Source organism: Pseudomonas sp. ADAK18 (assembly GCF_012935695.1).
Lineage (GTDB): Bacteria > Pseudomonadota > Gammaproteobacteria > Pseudomonadales > Pseudomonadaceae > Aquipseudomonas.
Genome location: NZ_CP052859.1, coordinates 3,986,443 through 4,003,893 on the forward strand (window position 1 = coordinate 3,986,443; position 17,451 = coordinate 4,003,893).

General features: G+C 61.1%; 18 protein-coding genes. 9 read left to right on the forward strand and 9 right to left on the reverse strand.

Going from position 1 to position 17,451, the window contains the following annotated elements:
* Positions 1-118: 118 nt before the first annotated feature.
* From HKK55_RS17970 to HKK55_RS17985, 4 genes are all read left to right on the forward strand, one after another.
* The gene (locus HKK55_RS17970; RefSeq protein ID WP_169355904.1) at positions 119-1,243 is read left to right on the forward strand and encodes a glycerophosphodiester phosphodiesterase; all 1,125 of its coding nucleotides are present in this window, start codon (positions 119-121) and stop codon (positions 1,241-1,243) included.
* An 81-nt stretch (positions 1,244-1,324) separates the two neighbouring features.
* A complete protein-coding gene (locus HKK55_RS17975) occupies positions 1,325-1,630 on the forward strand; it encodes a PepSY domain-containing protein (RefSeq protein ID WP_169355905.1) in 306 nt (101 codons plus the stop codon).
* A gap of 151 nt (positions 1,631-1,781) precedes the next feature.
* Positions 1,782-2,804, forward strand: a complete 1,023-nt coding sequence (locus HKK55_RS17980) for a transporter (protein WP_169355906.1) — start codon at positions 1,782-1,784, stop codon at positions 2,802-2,804.
* A 207-nt stretch (positions 2,805-3,011) separates the two neighbouring features.
* Complete coding sequence (locus HKK55_RS17985) at positions 3,012-4,628, forward strand: inorganic phosphate transporter (RefSeq protein WP_169355907.1); 1,617 nt, start codon at positions 3,012-3,014, stop codon at positions 4,626-4,628.
* A 141-nt stretch (positions 4,629-4,769) separates the two neighbouring features.
* On the opposite strand, the gene HKK55_RS17990 is transcribed toward HKK55_RS17985, so the two are convergent.
* The 3 genes from HKK55_RS17990 to HKK55_RS18000 form a co-directional block, all read right to left on the reverse strand.
* Positions 4,770-5,744, reverse strand: coding sequence for a biotin-dependent carboxyltransferase family protein (locus tag HKK55_RS17990; RefSeq protein WP_169355908.1), 975 nt, complete (start codon positions 5,742-5,744; stop codon positions 4,770-4,772).
* A complete protein-coding gene (locus HKK55_RS17995) occupies positions 5,741-6,619 on the reverse strand; it encodes an allophanate hydrolase subunit 1 (RefSeq protein WP_169355909.1) in 879 nt (292 codons plus the stop codon). Before HKK55_RS17995 ends, HKK55_RS17990 begins: the two co-directional genes overlap by 4 nt.
* 174 nt (positions 6,620-6,793) lie before the next feature.
* Entirely contained in the window at positions 6,794-7,654 is an 861-nt protein-coding gene (locus HKK55_RS18000; RefSeq protein WP_237151268.1) for a 5-oxoprolinase subunit PxpA, read from the reverse strand.
* A gap of 235 nt (positions 7,655-7,889) precedes the next feature.
* Here HKK55_RS18000 and HKK55_RS18005 point away from each other — a divergent pair, with 235 nt between their 5' ends.
* Positions 7,890-8,807 (forward strand): LysR family transcriptional regulator, encoded by a 918-nt coding sequence (locus tag HKK55_RS18005; RefSeq protein WP_169355910.1) that lies wholly within the window; start codon positions 7,890-7,892, stop codon positions 8,805-8,807.
* Here HKK55_RS18005 and HKK55_RS18010 read toward each other — a convergent pair.
* On the reverse strand, positions 8,793-9,698 hold the full coding sequence (locus HKK55_RS18010; RefSeq protein ID WP_169355911.1) for a LysR family transcriptional regulator: 906 nt from the start codon (positions 9,696-9,698) through the stop codon (positions 8,793-8,795). The genes HKK55_RS18005 and HKK55_RS18010 overlap by 15 nt on opposite strands.
* A 121-nt stretch (positions 9,699-9,819) precedes the next feature.
* Here HKK55_RS18010 and HKK55_RS18015 point away from each other — a divergent pair, with 121 nt between their 5' ends.
* Positions 9,820-10,578 carry an SDR family NAD(P)-dependent oxidoreductase gene (locus tag HKK55_RS18015; RefSeq protein WP_169355912.1) on the forward strand — a complete coding sequence of 253 codons (759 nt, stop codon included), beginning with the start codon at positions 9,820-9,822 and terminating at the stop codon, positions 10,576-10,578.
* 2 nt (positions 10,579-10,580) lie between these two features.
* Here the strand turns inward: HKK55_RS18015 and HKK55_RS18020 are convergent, their stop codons facing one another.
* Entirely contained in the window at positions 10,581-11,441 is an 861-nt protein-coding gene (locus tag HKK55_RS18020) for an NmrA family NAD(P)-binding protein (RefSeq protein WP_169355913.1), read from the reverse strand.
* 113 nt (positions 11,442-11,554) lie between these two features.
* Between HKK55_RS18020 and HKK55_RS18025 the strand changes: the two genes are divergently transcribed.
* A complete protein-coding gene (locus tag HKK55_RS18025; RefSeq protein WP_169355914.1) occupies positions 11,555-12,463 on the forward strand; it encodes a LysR family transcriptional regulator in 909 nt (302 codons plus the stop codon).
* 156 nt (positions 12,464-12,619) lie between these two features.
* On the opposite strand, the gene HKK55_RS18030 is transcribed toward HKK55_RS18025, so the two are convergent.
* A complete protein-coding gene (locus tag HKK55_RS18030; RefSeq protein ID WP_169355915.1) occupies positions 12,620-13,060 on the reverse strand; it encodes a multidrug/biocide efflux PACE transporter in 441 nt (146 codons plus the stop codon).
* An 88-nt stretch (positions 13,061-13,148) separates the two neighbouring features.
* On the opposite strand from HKK55_RS18030, the gene HKK55_RS18035 reads away from it, so the two are divergent.
* Positions 13,149-14,003 (forward strand): LysR family transcriptional regulator, encoded by an 855-nt coding sequence (locus tag HKK55_RS18035; RefSeq protein WP_169355916.1) that lies wholly within the window; start codon positions 13,149-13,151, stop codon positions 14,001-14,003.
* A 4-nt stretch (positions 14,004-14,007) separates the two neighbouring features.
* Here the strand turns inward: HKK55_RS18035 and HKK55_RS18040 are convergent, their stop codons facing one another.
* The gene (locus HKK55_RS18040; protein WP_169355917.1) at positions 14,008-14,853 is read right to left on the reverse strand and encodes a LysR family transcriptional regulator; all 846 of its coding nucleotides are present in this window, start codon (positions 14,851-14,853) and stop codon (positions 14,008-14,010) included.
* Positions 14,854-14,964: 111 nt separating this feature from the next.
* Here HKK55_RS18040 and HKK55_RS18045 point away from each other — a divergent pair, with 111 nt between their 5' ends.
* A complete protein-coding gene (locus HKK55_RS18045; RefSeq protein ID WP_169355918.1) occupies positions 14,965-15,690 on the forward strand; it encodes an SDR family oxidoreductase in 726 nt (241 codons plus the stop codon).
* 23 nt (positions 15,691-15,713) lie between these two features.
* On the opposite strand, the gene HKK55_RS18050 is transcribed toward HKK55_RS18045, so the two are convergent.
* Entirely contained in the window at positions 15,714-16,952 is a 1,239-nt protein-coding gene (locus HKK55_RS18050) for an RNA polymerase sigma factor (protein ID WP_169355919.1), read from the reverse strand.
* Entirely contained in the window at positions 16,949-17,443 is a 495-nt protein-coding gene (locus HKK55_RS18055; protein WP_169355920.1) for an SRPBCC family protein, read from the reverse strand. Before HKK55_RS18055 ends, HKK55_RS18050 begins: the two co-directional genes overlap by 4 nt.
* Positions 17,444-17,451 lie beyond the last annotated feature (8 nt).

A 17,451-nucleotide genomic window follows, 5' to 3' on the forward strand; every position in this document is an offset into this window, starting at 1 on the left:
CAAAAGCGCAGAAAAATGGCCGATGCACACGTTAATGTCGGTTTGGTGATAGCGCCTTTCGCAATCAATTGTTAAAAAGGAGCCCTTCTGACGCTACCTCCACGAAAGGACCTCGCCTATGCCTGCCACGTTTACCAAGAGTGCCCTGCTGCTCGCCCTGATGTTGGGCCTTGGCCACGCACAGGCTAGCCCGATCAGCCCGGTTGAATTGGCGACCAATGAGGGTATCCCTCATCCAGCGGTGATTGCCCACCGTGGCGCGTCCTTTGACGCACCGGAATCCACTGCCGCGTCCTACAAAGTCGCCCGTGACCTGGGTGCCGACTACCTGGAAATGGACCTGCAACGCAGCAAGGACGGCGTACTGTTCGCTCTCCACGACAACAACCTGCAACGCACCACCGACGTGGCCACCAAGTTCCCTGATCGCAAGGACAGCCCGGCCAACGAATTCACCTGGGAAGAACTGCAAACCCTCGACGCCGGCAGTTGGTTCAACGCGGCCTACCCGGATCGGGCGCGGCCGGGTTTTGTAGGATTGAAGATTCAGTCCCTCGACCAAATCATCAAAATTGCCGAAGGCAACCCGCAACACAAGCCTGGCCTATACATCGAAACCAAGGAGCCAAAACAGTTTCCTGGAATCGAAGCCGACCTGAAAAACAAGCTGCTGGACAAGGGCTGGTTGAGCTCCGCCGGCTCCAAACTGGGTAAGAGCAACACCGGCGTGGGCCAGGGCAAGGGTCGTGTAGTGCTGCAAACCTTCGAGAAGGACAGCCTCAAAGAACTGCAAAAGGAAATGCCCAACACCCCGAAAATCCTGCTGTTGTGGGTAGGCGAAGGCAGCATCGAGCCCAAATCCAAGGTGACCTTCGCCGAGTCCGGCGAACCCACCAAGGCCGCTTACTACGCCAAGCAAGAGCCGAAAGACAACGCCGAGTTCGAAAAATGGATCGACGAGGCCAAGAGCCTGGGCGCCATCGGCACCGGCCCGTCTGCGCTGCTGACTAATCTGGGCGATCAGAGTTATTCGGACCTGGTCCAGCCATGGATGAACCAGATGACCCACGACAAGGGCATGCTGGTGCACGTCTACACCGTCGATGAGCCGGTGGACTTCAAGAAGGTGATGGACGCAGGCGTCGATGGCATCTTCACCAACCGCGCTGGCGAACTGCTGAAGTACTACAAGCGCTGGCCGTCTTCGAGCGTGTCGGATCTGCTGCAGGACAATGGTTACTGAGTCAGTGTGCCATTAAGGATGAGTTAAGTTGCACCGGTTAATCTGGCGCCACTTAAACAGCTCACCCCAAGGACCCACATCATGAAGAACCTTACCGCCCTGTTCGCTGCCGCCGCCCTGACCCTCACCGCGGGCCTCGCCCAAGCCGACGTTCGTCCGGACCAGATTCCGAGCCTGCTCAAATCCGGCGACGTCATGGCGTTCGAGAAGCTCAATAGCGTCGCCCTGGCCAAGCACGCTGGCGCCACCATCAACGACACCGAACTGGATCACGAAGCCGACCGCCTGGTCTACGAGGTCGACCTGACCGACACCACCGGCAAGAAGTGGGACGTGAAACTGGACGCCAAGACCGGCGAAGTCCTGGAAAACAAGCAAGACACCTGATTTGCCCTCTCAAAAACGCCGCGCCGCCCTCGGGTCGCGCGGCGTTTTTATGCGCCTCTTGAAACTGTCACAAAACCGTCAAATCCACTTGCCATGATGCGCTCAAGTGAACCTGTGAAATTTCCTACAGGCGCTTTCCCTGCGAGCCTCCATGAACCACAGCATCGACCACAGCCATCAGGATTCCGATCTGTTTGGCTTGCTTTACGGTTTTCGTTTTCGTCCGGGTGAAAAAGGCGAGCAGATTGATTCAGCCACCGCGCTTGCCGCCTTACGGCAACCCGGTGACCCCGACGAGTTTCTCTGGTTGCATTTGAACCTGGCCCACGCCGCGTGCGAGCGCTGGATGCAGGCGCACCTGGAACTGCCAGCGGAGTTCTTCGAAGCCTTGCACGAGGGTTCGCGCTCCACCCGTATCGAACACGTGGACTCGGCCTTGCTGGCCGTGGTCAACGACGTGGTGTTCAACTTCAGCAGCATGATGTCTTCGGACATCTCCACCTTGTGGGTCTGTGCCCGCAGCCGGCTGCTGATCAGCGCACGCCTGCAACCGTTGCATTCGGTGGACAAACTGCGTTCGTCGGTCAAGGCTGGCGAACGTTTTCGCTCGCCTCTGGAGTTGCTGGTGCACCTGTTGCGCGACCAGGGCGAAGTGCTGACGCAGATCGTGCGCCAGACCAGCAGCAGCGTCGACCATATCGAAGACCAGTTGTTGTCCTCGCGCTTGTCCACCAACCGCGCCGAGCTGGGGGCCATGCGTCGGGTGCTGGTACGCCTGCAGCGGCTGCTGGCCCTGGAGCCGGGCTCGTTGCTGCGGTTGCTCAATCGCCCGCCCCAATGGCTTCAGAAAGAAGACGTGAAGGAGTTGCGCAAATCCACCGAGGAGTTTGCGTTGATCATCAACGACCTGATGGCCTTGGGAGAGCGGATCAAACTGTTGCAGGAAGAGATCGCCGCCAACCTCAACGAGCAGAGCAACCGCACATTGTTCACCTTGACCGTGGTGACGGTGCTGGCGCTGCCGATCAATATCATTGCCGGTTTTTTTGGCATGAACGTGGGGGGCGTGCCGCTTTCCACCGACCCGGAAGGGTTCTGGATTCTGGTGGCATTGGTTGCCACTTTTACGGTGATTGCCGGACGCTGGGCGTTTAGAAAGCGCAAAGACTACTGACATTGAAATGCGATCAACATGTGGGAGCTGCTTTATGTGGGAGCCGGGCTTGCCCGCGATGCAGGCAAGCCAGCTCCCACATTTGATCTATGGTGTTTTATAGACCAGTGGTCACTCTCACTCACCTAAACACTGACTTACCGCAGCATCTCTGTAACATTTCGCAATGATCATGGGCGACATCCTCCCCACACTGGATGCTCCGGCATGGCTACCCCTTCCCTGACCGCCTCCACGCACGCTGCTAGCACCGATCCAAAACCCCGCCTGGACAAGAAACCCGGCCTGCTGACGGTGATCATTTTCTTCGCCGTGCTCGCCATGGGGCTGTTGTTCACCGCCTACAGCCTGATGCACGACATGCACGAACTGGGCACCGTCGTCACCACCTGGACCCCGTTCCTACTGCTGGGTGTGGCGTTGTTGATCGCCTTGGGCTTCGAGTTCGTCAATGGCTTCCACGACACCGCCAACGCCGTCGCCACGGTGATTTATACCAACTCGCTGCCGCCGCATTTTGCGGTGGTGTGGTCCGGGTTCTTCAACTTCCTCGGCGTGCTGCTGTCCAGTGGCGCCGTGGCGTTCGGCATCATTGCCTTGCTACCGGTCGAGCTGATTTTGCAAGTCGGCTCTTCCGCAGGCTTCGCCATGATCTTCGCCCTGCTGATCGCCGCGATCCTGTGGAACCTCGGCACCTGGTGGCTGGGTTTGCCGGCATCGTCGTCCCACACCCTGATCGGTTCGATCATTGGCGTGGGCGTGGCCAATGCCCTGATGCATGGTCGCGACGGCACCAGCGGCGTGGATTGGGGCCAGGCGATCAAGATCGGTTATGCCCTGCTGCTGTCGCCGCTGATCGGCTTCGCTTTCGCCGCCCTGCTGTTGCTGGCCCTGCGCGCTTTCGTCAAGAACCGTTCGTTGTACAAGGCACCGAAGGGTGACACGCCGCCGCCGTGGTGGATTCGCGGCATGCTGATCGCCACCTGCACCGGCGTATCCTTTGCCCACGGTTCCAACGACGGCCAGAAAGGCATGGGCCTGATCATGCTGATCCTGGTGGGCACCTTGCCGATGGCCTATGCACTGAACCGCACCATGCCTGCCGATCAGTCGCTGCAGTTTGCCGCCGTGGCCGAAGTCACCCAGCAAGCCCTGGTGAAAAGCGCCCCGCAACTGGCCCCAGCCGACTCACGCGCCACCTTGTCGACTTACGTACGCACCAAGGAAGCCACTCCGGAACTGGTGCCCGCCCTCGCCTCCATCACCGGGCATATCGGTGAAGAAGTGAAGGGTTATGGCTCTCTGGCCAAGGTCCCCGCCGAAGCCATGGGCAACGTGCGTAACGACATGTACCTGACCAGCGAAACCATTCGCCTGATGGACAAGGGCAAGGTCGGCAACTTCGACGCCGACACCCAAAACAAGCTGCAATTGTTCAAGCAACAAATCGACAACGCCACGCGGTTTATTCCGTTGTGGGTGAAGATCGCCGTGGCGATTGCGCTGGGCCTGGGCACCATGGTCGGCTGGAAACGCATCGTGGTGACGGTGGGCGAGAAGATTGGCAAGACCCACCTGACTTACGCCCAGGGCGCTTCGGCGGAGATGGTGGCAATGTTGACCATCGGCGCGGCGGACATGTACGGCTTGCCGGTGTCCACCACCCACGTGCTGTCCTCGGGTGTGGCCGGGACCATGGTCGCCAACGGCGGCGGCTTGCAGATGAGGACCATCCGTAATCTGCTGATGGCCTGGGTGTTGACCTTGCCAGCGGCGATTCTGTTGTCAGGTAGCTTGTATTGGTTGTTTACCAAGCTGTTCTGACACAACACAGTTGTAGCCGCTGCCGAGGCACGAGGCTGCGATGGGTTTGGTGCGGCATTCCGACGTAGCGGCCCCCAGTGGCGGTCATGCGGACACGCATCGCAGCCTCGTGCCTCGGCAGCGGCTACAACTGCGATGTTGTCAGTTGCTGAACAACCCGCCCATCACCTTCAGCCGCTTCTTGTACACCCGTCGCGCCTCCAGCGCCTCCTCCAACGTCACCGCGACAAACCCGGCCCGCTGATTGGGCTGCATTTGCCCGATCAGATCCAGATCGGCACTGATCACCGTGCCAATCATTGCGTAACCGCCTCCCGACACTGCATCCCGATGTAGCACAATCGGCTCCAGCCCCGCCGGCACCTGGATCGAGCCGATAGGGTAGCAACTGTCGACGATGTTCGACGGATCCGAGCCAGCGCCAAACGGCTGTTCCCGAGGCTGAAAGCTCAAGGCGCTGCCGCCCTTGAAGCGATAGCCAATACGGTCGGCCTCCGATCCGACGGTCCAGGGCTCAGCAAAGAAACTGCTTTTTGCCCCCGCCGTCAGCCGTTCGTAATACAGCCCCGGCACCACCCGCAACGTGACCTCGCCGCCCACCGACTGACGCAACGCCATGGGCAAGCTGTTGCCCGCGCGGCCCTTGCCACTGGCAGATCCGATGGGCAGCTCGTCGCCCTCTGCCAGCCGCCTGCCGTGAAAACCACCCAACGCGCCCAGGGTGTAAGTGGAGCGACTGCCGAGCACCAGCGGCACATCGATGCCACCGGCCACCGCCAGGTACGTCCGCGCCCCAGCCTTGGGAAACTCGAACCGCAGCACCTGCCCGGCGCGCACCTGAAAGGCGGTGTCCTGATGCACCACTTCACCGTCCAGGCGCGGCGACATCAGCGCGCCGCTCAACGCCACCAACGCATCCTGCTGAAACTCCAGCTCCGGCCCGATCAAGGTGCATTCCAACCCCGCAGCATTGGCCGGGTTGCCTACCAGATGGTTGGCTGCGCTCAAGGCGTACTGGTCCAGCGCACCGGACGGCGGAATGCCAAGGTGGTAATACCCTTCACGGCCAAGATCCTGCACGGAGGTGGCGAGGCCGGGTTTGAGGACCTTGATCATGCCAGCGCCTCCTGCAGGGTTTTCGGATAACCGACAGGGTCGGCGAGGAAGGCATCAAGGGAAAACTCCACCGGGCGGATGCGTAAGTCGAAACGCCCGGCCTCGACCTGCGCGATCGCCACGTCATAAGCCTCGCGGTCCATGGGTTTGAACTGGACGATATCGCCGGGCCGGAAGAACACCATGTGTTCCTTGAGGTAGGCCAACCGCTGCTCAGGGTCGTAGATCGGCGCCGGGGTGACGCCGAACATCTGATAACCGCCGGCGCCACGGACCGAGTAGATACAGCCAAAACAGCCGCCATGACCGAGGGTCAATTTTGGCGTGTCAGTGCGCGGGCGCAGGTATTTGGGCACCTGCAATTGGCGTTCGCGTTCCACCATCTGGAACATGAACGGCAGCCCGGCGACAAAGCCGACCATCGAGACAAACCACGGCGCGCCGCTGTGGGCGGCGATAAAGGCCTCGACGTCCGCCAGGCCGTTGATGCGTGCGGCGTATTCCAGATCGGTACCGCTGGGGTCTTGATGACGGTCGCGAAAACGCATCAGGGTCTCTAAGGTCCAGGGGTCGTTGTACAGCACCGGAATCTCGATGATCCGAGTGTGCAAGGTACGTTCGGCTACGGCCTGGGCCTCGGCGCTCTGCACCGCATCCAGCAGCACGTGAGGGGCGATGCGGTCCGGGTCGAAACGAATCTGGAATGAGGCGTTGGCCAGGCACACGTCCAGCACACCTTCCAGGGCCAGGCGTTCTACCGCACGGGTGACCGCCATGCCCTTGAAGAAGGCTTCCAGGGACATGCTTTCGCTGACCTCGGCAAACAGGTGTTCATCACCGCCAAAGCTGTAGCGGATCGGGGAAGACTCGGCCATGTCTGTTCCTCTTGGAATCATTATAGAAAGGCAGGCAAAAAATCATCTAACGGTGGTACAGGGCTTATCGTGGCGTGACCATTTTTTGTGGCGAGCGAGGCTTCCTGTGGTGAGCGGGCTTATTGTGGCGAGCGGGCTTGCCCGCGTTGGGCTGCGAAGCAGCCCTAAAACCTCTCACCGCATTCTGTCTGGATGAGCGGAGTTGATCTTATTGGGGCCGCTTCGCAGCCCAACGCGGGCAAGCCCGCTCGCCACAGGAAGCGCGCTTCCCACAAGAGGCCCACTTGCCACAACTTCGATGCCGGCCTCATTCAGTGCTGTACGGGTGGCCTCCACCAGGTCCAACGCGCCCGGGGTGTCGCTGTGCAAGCAGATGGAATCAAATTCGATGGGCAAATCTTCACCTTCTACAGTCCGCACCACACCGCTCTGGCAGGCTCGCACCACCCGCGCTGCAACGGTCGCCGGATCCAGCGCGCGGACATTGCGGGTGAAGACGATGGAACCTGATAGGTCGTACTCACGGTCGGCGTAAAACTCCCGCACCACCGGTTGACCGAGTTCTTTGGCGATGCGCCAGATCACCGAGTTGGGCATGCAGTACAGCAGCAGCGTCGGCTCGATGATTTGCAGGTTTTCCACCAGCAGGCGTGCGGCTTCTTCGTCTCGGGCCAGGTGCATGTAGAGCGCGCCGTGGGGCTTGATGTGTTGCAGGGAAACGCCTTGGGCCCGGGCGATTTCCCGCAGGGCGCCCAGTTGGTAGAGGATGTCGTCCACCAATTCCTGGGCTGGGGCATTGATGTGGCGCCGGCCAAAACCTACCAGGTCGCGAAAACCAGGGTGGGCACCGATGGCCACGCCCAACTGTTTGGCGCGCTCAACCGTGCGGCGCATGGTGCCTGGGTCGCCGGCGTGAAAACCGGTGGCAATGTTGGCGGAACTGATAAACGCCATCAGTTCGTTATCCACTCCGTCACCGATGGTCCAGGGGCCAAAGCCTTCGCCCATGTCCGAATTGAAATCCACTGCCTGCATCGAGGTTGCTCCGCGAAAGTTCATGCCATGGAAATTAGGCTGCGGCTTGACCCCTTGGGAAGATCTATTATCAGATAGGGTATCTTCTGAAAATCAGATACTCACTTACGCTGTGGCCGCTAGCGCAGCCTGCGATCGGCTGCGCAGCAGTCGCGGGGCCTTGAAACTGCCGGAAGGTCCTGCGGCCCTTATCGCAGCCTCGTGCCTCGGCAGCGGCTACAGTCCAGGAATTGTTATGTCCCTCACCCTGCGTCAAGTCCGCTACTTCGTGGCCACCGCCGAAATCGGCCAGATTTCCCAGGCGGCAATCCACCTGAACATCTCCCAATCAGCCGTGACCACGGCGATCAAGGAACTGGAAGCCATGCTCGGCGCGCAGCTGTTTGTGCGCTCGGCCCAAGGCATGAACCTGACCGACGCAGGGCGGCACTTCCTCAACCGCGCCTACGTGATTGTGCGCAGTGTCGACGACGCCCTGAACAGCCCGCTGCCAGACTATCGCGCCAGCGGTGTGCTGCGGGTCGCGGCCAGCTACACCGTGCTCGGCTATTTCCTGCCCCACCACTTGCAGCGCATGGCGCATTGGCACCCGGACGTGACCATCGACGTGTTCGAGCAGGAACGCCAGGCCATCGAACACGGCCTGCTGGATGGCCAGTTCGACATGGCCGTGGTGCTCACCGCCAACCTCACCCACCCGGATATCGTCTCGGAAATCCTCTTCAACTCCGAACGCCGCCTGTGGCTGCCCAGCCATCACCCATTGTGCGAGCGCGCCGCCGTCAGCCTCGCTGATGTGGCTCAGGAACCGTACATTTTCCTGACCGTCGACGAAGCCGAACAAAGCGCCATGCGCTACTGGGAACAGGCCGGGCAAACGCCCCAGGTGCGGCTGCGCACCAGCTCGGTGGAAGCGGTGCGCAGCATGGTCGCCAACGGCAGCGGCGTGGCGATTCTCTCAGACCTGGTACACCGCCCCTGGTCATTGGAGGGCAAGCGTATCGAGACGGTAAGCGTGATCGACCGGGTGCCGTCGATGAGTGTCGGCCTGGCCTGGCACCGCGAACGCGTGTTCACCCCGGCGATGCAGGCGTTTCGTGATTACTTTCACGATGCCTTCCTCGCCCCTCAACAGCTGTCAGCACGCCGTTAACGCGGTTTGCAGCGTGGTGGTCAGCCAGTCCATGAAAACCCGCACCCGCAACGGCAGATGCCGTTGACCGGCGTATAGCAGGGAGACATCCATCGAAGGCGCTGGATACTCAGGCAACACCGCCACCAGGTCACCGCTGGCCAGCAGCTCGCGGATCCCCAGGCACGGCACCTGAATCAGTCCGAAACCTGCCAGGCAGGCCGCTTGATACGCATCCGTGCTGTTGACCGTGACACGCCCGGCCATCTCTACCCGCTGCACCTTGTTGCCTTGCTGGTATTCAAACCCCGACGAGCGCGAACCCAACGGACGCACGTAATGCACCAACTGATGATCGGCCAGGTCGGCCAGCTTCTTGGGCACGCCATAGCGTTGCAGGTACGCGGGGCTGGCGCAGTTGATCATTGGCATGCTGCACAGCACCCGTGCCACCACCGACTGGTCCGGCTGCGCGCCCACCCGTAGCACGCAATCGAAGCCCTCGGCCAACAGATCCACCTGGCGGTCAGAGCTGCTGATTTCCAGATCAATCAGCGGGTGCCGTTCCATGAACTCCGGCAGGCGCGGCACAATCACCTTCCTGGCCATGGTGTTAAGCATATCGACGCGGATCCGCCCGCTCAGTTGTGCCTCGTCCTGACGAAACAGCCCTTCCAACTCCTCCATATGCGACAGCAAATCCTTGCTGCGCTCATACAGCACCCGACCGTCCTGGGTCGCCTGAACCCTGCGGGTGGTGCGCTGCAACAGTCGGGCGCCGAGCAACTCTTCCAGGGCCTGCACATGCTCGGACACGGTGGAGCGTGGCAAGCCAAGGCTCTCGCCGGCCTGGGTAAAACTCGACAGTTCGGTGACGCGGACAAAGGTGCGCAGCAGTTCCAGCTTGTTCATGGGGCGACCCCGACTGTTCGACTTATCCGGCCAGTGATTCCGGTTCAGCTCTGTTTATCACGTTATGAGCGGACAAATACACTCAGTCCCACGACCAATCGCTCATCCCAAGGACTTCACCATGACCCGTAAAATCGCACTCATTACCGGGGCCAGCCGTGGCCTGGGCAAAAGCGCAGCACTGCACCTGGCCGCACAAGGCGTCGATATCATCGGCACCTACCACAGCAAAGCCGATGACGCCCAGGCGGTGGCCGCCGAGGTCGAAAAGCTCGGTGGCCGTGCTGCCATGCTGCAACTGGATGTCAGCCAGAGCTCAACGTTCGCAGCCTTCACCGCTGAAGTTGGCGCGCAGCTGAAGAACGTTTTCGCCCAGGATCACTTCGACTTCCTGATCAATAACGCCGGTATCGGTGCCCACGCCAGCTTTGCCGACACAAGCGAGGAACAGTTCGATCAGATGGTCGCCATCCACCTCAAGGGCCCGTTCTTCCTGACGCAAAAACTGCTGCCGCTGATCGCCGACGGCGGCCGGATTCTCAATATTTCCAGCGGCCTGACCCGCTTCAGCCTACCTGGCTACTCGGCCTACGCCTCGATGAAAGGCGCGGTGGAAGTACTGACCCGCTACCAGGCCAAAGAGCTGGGCGCGCGTGGTATCAGCGTCAATACCCTGGCCCCGGGAGCGATTGCCACCGACTTCAGCGGCGGTGCGGTGCGGGACAATCCAGACCTTAACGCCATGGTTGCCAACAATACCGCCCTCGGTCGGGCAGGCTTGCCGGACGACATTGGCGGGGCGATTTCCACCCTGCTGGCCGATGGCAGCCACTGGATCACCGGCCAACGGGTCGAGGCGTCGGGCGGGATGTTCTTGTAAGGTTAAAGACCGCTGCGCTTCACCAACTCGCGAAGGACAGTGTCCAGTTCGACCTGTCCTTTACGCGCCAGGCCTTCGAATTCAATCCAGCCTTCGTTGAAGCCATCGATCATCTGCATCCGTGGCAACGGGTTGCGCATGCCCTGTGCCGTAAACAGCGCAGGCCAGGTGTTGCGCGCCACCGCTTCGACGGTCACCGGTTTGCCCAATATTCGGGCAAAGCCTGCAGCAATCTGCCGGGGCGTGATGCGTTGTGCGCTTTCCAGTTCAACGACGCGTTTCCCACTCCAGGACTCCAGCAACAGCTCGGCAGCGACGCGGCCAACATCCACCGTGGCGATCATCGGCACCGGTTTGTCCAAGGGTTGCAGGAAGCTTGGAATCACCCCGCTCTCAACCGCAGGGGTTACGTCCCACAAAGCATTCTCCATAAACCATCCCGGACGCAGAAAGGTCAGCGGCACGTCCAGCACGCCAACGGCTTGCTCCAGCAGTTGCAACTGGTTGAGCAGGTTTGGCTGGCTGGCCTGGGCACCGATGGTGGATAGGCACACCACTTTGCCAGGCCGCGCGTTTTCCAGGGCCTGGCGGATGTTATCGACGATCAACCGCGCCTCAGGAAAGCCAGGCGATGGATCGAAGTTGGACGGCATCATGATGAACACCCCATCTGCTCCGCTGAATGCCTGAGCCATGGCCTGTGCGTCGTCGACATCGGCCAGCGCCACTTCACATCCCAATTTTGCCCAAGGCTCACCCTTCTCGGCGCTGCGCACCACGGCCCGCACCGATTGCCCCGCGCCCAGCAAGGCCCGTGCTACTGCGCCACCCACCTGACCGGTAATACCTGTGACTGCGTACATCTGCGTTCTCCCGAATACCTGCGACGGTTGTCGCGATGCAGCGAATTATCCTGCGCAAGGCAGAGGTTCTTCGATAGCATGAGTGTCATTGGATACCTGACAGGAAATCACCAATGAGCTTCGATCCAGGGTTGGCCGGCGGCATGGGCGTGTTGAGCGCGGTCGTGGACGGCGGCAGTTTTGCCCGCGCGGCCGACAGCCTGGACATGACGCCTTCGGGGGTCAGCCGGGCGATTTCGCGCTTGGAAAAACGCCTGGGTATCCGCCTGTTCGACCGCACCACCCGCTCGGTGCAACTGACCGACGAGGGCCGGCGGTTTTACCAGGAAATCGCCCCGCTGCTGGCAGGCCTTGAAGACGCCGCCAACTCGGCCGCGGACAGCGCGCTGACCGTACGCGGACGGTTGCGGGTCAATATTGATCCGTATTTTTCGCGCCTGGTGCTGGGGCCGGTGCTCGGCGAATTCATGGGCCGTTATCCACAGTTGCAACTGGATTTGCACACGCGGGACCAACTGGGAGACATGGTGGCGGACGGCTTTGACCTGGCCATTCGTTTTGGCATCCCGCAATCGTCTTCGCTGATTGCGCGCCAGTTGATGGAGGTGCGGGTGCTGACGCTGGCGTCGCCTGCGTATCTGCAGCGTCATGGTCGACCGTCTCACCCGCACGACCTGGAAGACGGGCAGCACGTCTGCATCGATTTTCGCGATTCACAAACCGGCCGCCCGTTTGCCTGGGAATTCCACCGGCCCGGTGAACACATCAGCGTGAGCACCAGCGGACGATTGGTGGTCAATGATGCCGGGACCTTATACAGCGTCTGCGAACATGGGCATGCCGTGGCTCAGATGCTCGACCTGGGACTAACCCCCGCGCTCAAGGCCGGCAGCCTGGTAGAACTGTTTCCCGACTGGCCGGATGAGCGCTTTCCGTTATATGCCTTCTACCCCTCACGGCATTTGCCGGCCGCCAAGGTGCGGGCATTCCTCGACTTTGTGGCGTCCCTCAAGCTTGCGTAGGTCTCTACACATTTATTGAATCCCAGACCTGTAGCCGCTGCCGAGGCACGAGGCTGCGATGCGTGTCCGCAGGACCGCCCTGCAGGTCTGCTACGCAGCCCATCGCAGCCTCGTGCCTCGGCAGCGGCTACAGAAAGTCAGACCCTACGCAATTGTTCAAGCTTGGCTAGCCACGCGCTGCGCCAGAAACTTATCCCGCAGCACGTCATAACCCCAGTGGTACACATAGGTGTACGGCAGGAAGAACAGCAGCACGCCGATGTCGAGGATGAAAGCCCGCATCAGGCTGATATCCAGCCACGCGGCGATCAACGGCACGGCAAACAGGATCAGGCCACCCTCGAACATCAGGGCGTGCAACACCCGGGTCCAGCCGCCATTGCTCAGTTGCAGGCGCGCCTTGAGGCGGTCGAACAGGCCGTTGAAGATGATGTTCCAAGTCAGTGCCAAAATACTAATGGCCAAGGTGACCGCACCCATCTCCAGGGCGGGTCTTCCGGTGATCCATACCAGTAACGGGGTGCAGATCAACAAGGCCAGGCCCTCGAAGCCGATGGCCTGGAAAACGCGTTCAGTGATGGTTTTGGTAGGGCTCATGACCCGTGCTCCGTGAGTGACTGTGGTTGCCATATTCACACCCTGAACCGATACTTCATAACCAGTAACCATCGACCAAGGCGATACTATGGCTTCCCACGAAGTGCTCCAGGCGTTTGTCCAGGCAGCGACCCAAGGTTCGTTTTCGGCGGCGGCACGCAAGCTGGGCAAGAGCCAGTCCACCGTCAGTGCGGCGGTGGCGAGCCTGGAGATTGATCTGGACGTGGTGCTGTTTGACCGCAGCAGCCGCAAGCCGACATTGACCCCGGCAGGCCATGTACTGCTGCAACGGGCCGAGCAGGTGCTGGAAGCCAGCAGCCGCCTGGAGTTGGCAGCCAGTCAGTTATCTCAAGGATTGGAGCCCAAGCTCAGTATCGCCATGTCCGATACCTATCAGTCAGAGCGTTTCGAAACCGCCCTCAGCGCCTTTGAGCAGCGCTACCCGGACCTGGAGCTGGAATGCCTGATCGCCGAATGCGAAGACTTGATTGACTTGGTGCAAAGCGGTCGGGCGCAGATTGCCTTTATTGAGATGCAAGCGGTGTATCCGCCAGACCTGACGAGGGCGCCGGTAGAAGAGCGGACGGAAATTGCCCTGTTTGTCTCACCCAAACATCCGTTGGCGAGCCTGGATGGCATCGACCAGCAGACCCTGGAACAACACCGCGAACTGCGCCTGGCGAGCATCATCAACCCCAATGAAACCCGGGGCCTCGGCCGGGTGTGGTCGGCGCCCAGTTACCTGATGTTGATGGAAATGGCGCAATTGGGGTTCGGCTGGGCACCGCTGCCGCGCTGGCTGGTGGAGCGTTTTGGCGGCGGCCACCTGCAAGAGCTCAAAGCCCGAGGCTGGCCGCGTTCGGTGGCCGTGGATGCCCTGTGGTCACGCCAGCATCCACCCGGCCCGGCGGGAAGCTGGTTGTTGCAGAAGATGCTCGAATAACCCGTCACGCCGCCTCGATCTGCGGCGGCCGATTGTTCTGGAAGTACTCATGCAACGCCCGCAACGCAGGTAACTCCAGCGCCTGAGCGGCGAAGCACAGGCCCACGCGACGCGTCGGCGCCGGCAGGTGCCAGGGTCGGATCACTACGCCGGCGCGCTCAGCCGCCAGCGACTGTGGCAACATCGCCACCCCCACGCCCGCCGCAACCATATGCAACGCCTGAGTCAACGACCCGGCATGCCCGGCCACCGCCTGGGGGGAGCGGCCATACAGGGCCATCAACCGCTGATGCGAGTCATGCTGCGGGCAGGTAATCCAGTCTTCAATCGGAGCCCAGGCCTGTTCGCGTCCACCTTGGGCCATCGGGTGAGCAGCAGGTAGCGCCATGACGTAGGACTCTTCCCAAAGCGGCAGGAATAACTCGTCCTCGCAGCACATTTCCTCCGCTGCCAATCGGCCCTCGCCTTCGCAGCCTTCTTGCAAGGTCAACAGCAAACCGGGCAAGCCCTGATGTGCCATGCGCAGAAAGGTTTCGATCTGGCTGTGGGCAATATCGCCCTCGACGCCCAGCTCCAGGGCGATGCGATTTTCTCGCCCGCGAAACAATCGGCTCAAGGCATCAGCTTCGGCCACCATGCGCCGGGCCTGTGGGTACAGTACCCGCGCTTCTTCACTGACCTCCACACCCCGAGGCTGACGCAGAAACAGCGCCACCCCAAGCTCCTCTTCCAGTTGCTTGATGGTCACCGACAAGGTCGGTTGACTGATAAACAAGCGCTGGGCGGCGGCGGTGGTGATATTGCGTTCTTCGAACACCGCGAGAAAGGCTTTGAGGTGACGGACATCCATAGTTAATACCGATGACAGACAGAGGAATAAGGCATTTTTCAGCCATGAGAACGCTAAATATACTGCGCCCACACTTTCGTCATTTGTTTTTCTTATTCCAGGAGTTCTTACATGAGCAAGCCACTGATCATTATCACCGGCGCCAGTTCCGGCATTGGCGAAGCCACGGCGCGCTTGCTGTCAGCCGCCGGCCACCCGCTGCTGCTGTTGGCCCGGCGTATCGATCGGCTCAATGCCCTGGAATTGCCAAACACCCTGAGCCGTGGCGTCGACATCACCGACCGTGCGGCGCTGGTGGCCGCCGTGCAGGAAGCCGAGGCGCAGTTCGGCCCGGCGGACGCGTTGATCAACAACGCCGGAGTGATGCTGCTGGGCAGCGTCAGCGAACAGGACCCGGCGCAGTGGGAACAGATGCTCGACGTCAATGTGAAGGGCTTGCTCAACGGCATTCACGCCGTAGCTGCCAGCATGGTGGCGCGCAACAGTGGCACGATCGTCAACGTCAGCTCGGTGGCTGGGCGCAAGACCTTTCCCAATCATGTTGCCTACGTGGGCACCAAATTTGCGGTACACGGGATTTCGGAAAACCTGCGGGAAGAGTTGGCGCCGCACAATGTGCGCGTGATCACCATTGCACCGGGGGCGGTGGAAACCGAGTTGTTGAGCCATACCACGGATGAAGGCATCAAGACCGGCTACCAGGCCTGGAAACAGGACATGGGCGGGACCGTGCTGAGTGCTGATGATGTGGCGTCGGCAATTGCCTATGCCTATCAGCAGCCGCAGCATGTGTGCATTCGGGAGATTGTGTTGGCGGCTACTCGGCAGCAGGCGTAACTAACCTGTGTGGGAGTTGATATTCACTGTTGCGGCTGGCCGAGTTCAGCCAACCGCCGCTCGATAAAGCGTTTTTCCGGAGCCTGTTGAGTCAGCGCCAATGCCTTTCCATAGGCAGCCCGCGCCTCCTCCACCCTTCCCAACTGCCGACAAAACTCCCCCCGCGCCGAATGGGCAAGGTGATAGTCCAACAACTCCCCGCGCCCCAAAATCCCATCCACCTGCTGCAACCCCACCAACGGCCCATCCTGCATGGCCATCGCTACCGCGCGATTGAGCTCGATCACGGGCGACGGCACCGCCCTGAACAGCACGTCATAGAGCCCGACAATCTGCGGCCAATCGGTCTCGCCAGCGCTCTGCGCTTCGGCGTGCAAGGCAGCAATCGCCGCCTGTAAACAGTAAGGCCCAAAACCCCGTGCGGTCAGCGCCCTCTCCACGAGAGCACAACCTTCGGCAATCAGCGAAGCATCCCACAGCGAACGGTCCTGTTCATCCAGCAGCACCAACTCACCACTGGCCAAGGTCCGCGCCGGGCGCCGGGACTCATGGAGCAGCATCAGCGCCAGCAGCCCCATCACTTCCGGCTCCGGCAACAACTCCATCAGCAACCGCCCCAGGCGAATGGCTTCCCGCGTCAGGTCCTCCCGAGTCAAATCCGCGCCCATGGAGGCTGAATACCCTTCGTTGAATACCAGATAAATTACCCGCAACACGCTGTCCAGACGCTCAGGCAGTTCGGCCAGGGACGGCACTTGATAAGGGATTTTCGCTTCGCGGATCTTACCCTTGGCCCGCACGATGCGCTGGGCGATGGTGGTGGGCGTGGCGAGAAAGGCGCGGGCGATTTCCTCGGTGGTCAGGTCGCAGATTTCCCGCAAGGTCAGCGCCGTCTGGGCATCCGCCGCCAGCGCCGGGTGGCAGCAGGTGAAGATCAGGCGTAGACGGTCATCTTCCACGTCGTCAGCACTCCAATCGGCCTCTTCCAATTCCTCGGCCTGGGCCAGCAACGCCGACTGGGACGCGGCAAAGCGTGCCTGCCGACGTAAGCGGTCGATGGCCTTGAAGCGCCCGGTAGACACCAGCCAAGCCCGCGGATTGGCCGGCACGCCGTCTTGCTGCCAGCGCTCAACCGCCACGAAGAACGCCTCGTGCAAGGCTTCTTCAGCGAGGTCGAAATCGCCGAGCAGGCGAATCAGGGTCGCAAGGATGCGCCGCGATTCGCCACGGTAGACGGCCTCAACCTGGGCCTTGACGGTCAATCGGACATGCCGGTGGTCACCAGTGTCACCAGCCGATCCAGGCTCTGGCCCCAGCCGTCATGAAAGCCCATGGCTTCATGGGCCTGTTTGTCTTCGGCGCTCCAATGCATGGCGCGGGCGGTGTAGAGGGTCTTGCCGTCGACGTCTTCAAAGGTGACCTCGGCGCTCATGAACGGCTTGCCCGACGGAATCCAGCCCGGGCAGAAGGCATCGGTAAATACCAGGCGGCGTGGCGCAATGATTTCCAGGAACACACCCTGGGTCGGGTACTCGCTGCCATCGGGCGCGCGCATCAGGGTGCGAAACTGCCCGCCGACCCACAGGTCCATTTCGCATTCGGGGGTGGTCATGCCGTGTGGGCCCCACCACTGCTGCAACAACGCAGGCTCGGTCCAGGCACGAAACACCCGACTGCGGGGCGCGTCGATCAAACGGCTGATGGACAATTCAAACTCGGCGGGCTGCACGCCCGCCTGGGCTTGGGTATTCATGAGTAAAA

Excerpts from the sequence above, each read along its gene's own strand:
- HKK55_RS18020 (WP_169355913.1), bottom strand. The coding sequence starts at position 11,441 with ATGTACGCAGTCACAGGTATTACCGGTCAGGTGGGTGGCGCAGTAGCA.
- HKK55_RS18030 (WP_169355915.1), bottom strand. The coding sequence starts at position 13,060 with ATGAGCCCTACCAAAACCATCACTGAACGCGTTTTCCAGGCCATCGGC.
- HKK55_RS17975 (WP_169355905.1), top strand. The coding sequence starts at position 1,325 with ATGAAGAACCTTACCGCCCTGTTCGCTGCCGCCGCCCTGACCCTCACC.
- HKK55_RS18055 (WP_169355920.1), bottom strand. The coding sequence starts at position 17,443 with ATGAATACCCAAGCCCAGGCGGGCGTGCAGCCCGCCGAGTTTGAATTG.
- HKK55_RS18040 (WP_169355917.1), bottom strand. The coding sequence starts at position 14,853 with ATGGATGTCCGTCACCTCAAAGCCTTTCTCGCGGTGTTCGAAGAACGC.
- HKK55_RS18045 (WP_169355918.1), top strand. The coding sequence starts at position 14,965 with ATGAGCAAGCCACTGATCATTATCACCGGCGCCAGTTCCGGCATTGGC.
- HKK55_RS18000 (WP_237151268.1), bottom strand. The coding sequence starts at position 7,654 with ATGCAGGCAGTGGATTTCAATTCGGACATGGGCGAAGGCTTTGGCCCC.
- HKK55_RS18015 (WP_169355912.1), top strand. The coding sequence starts at position 9,820 with ATGACCCGTAAAATCGCACTCATTACCGGGGCCAGCCGTGGCCTGGGC.
- HKK55_RS17995 (WP_169355909.1), bottom strand. The coding sequence starts at position 6,619 with ATGGCCGAGTCTTCCCCGATCCGCTACAGCTTTGGCGGTGATGAACAC.
- HKK55_RS17990 (WP_169355908.1), bottom strand. The coding sequence starts at position 5,744 with ATGATCAAGGTCCTCAAACCCGGCCTCGCCACCTCCGTGCAGGATCTT.
- HKK55_RS17985 (WP_169355907.1), top strand. The coding sequence starts at position 3,012 with ATGGCTACCCCTTCCCTGACCGCCTCCACGCACGCTGCTAGCACCGAT.
- HKK55_RS18025 (WP_169355914.1), top strand. The coding sequence starts at position 11,555 with ATGAGCTTCGATCCAGGGTTGGCCGGCGGCATGGGCGTGTTGAGCGCG.
- HKK55_RS18005 (WP_169355910.1), top strand. The coding sequence starts at position 7,890 with ATGTCCCTCACCCTGCGTCAAGTCCGCTACTTCGTGGCCACCGCCGAA.
- HKK55_RS17970 (WP_169355904.1), top strand. The coding sequence starts at position 119 with ATGCCTGCCACGTTTACCAAGAGTGCCCTGCTGCTCGCCCTGATGTTG.
- HKK55_RS18010 (WP_169355911.1), bottom strand. The coding sequence starts at position 9,698 with ATGAACAAGCTGGAACTGCTGCGCACCTTTGTCCGCGTCACCGAACTG.
- HKK55_RS18035 (WP_169355916.1), top strand. The coding sequence starts at position 13,149 with ATGGCTTCCCACGAAGTGCTCCAGGCGTTTGTCCAGGCAGCGACCCAA.
- HKK55_RS17980 (WP_169355906.1), top strand. The coding sequence starts at position 1,782 with ATGAACCACAGCATCGACCACAGCCATCAGGATTCCGATCTGTTTGGC.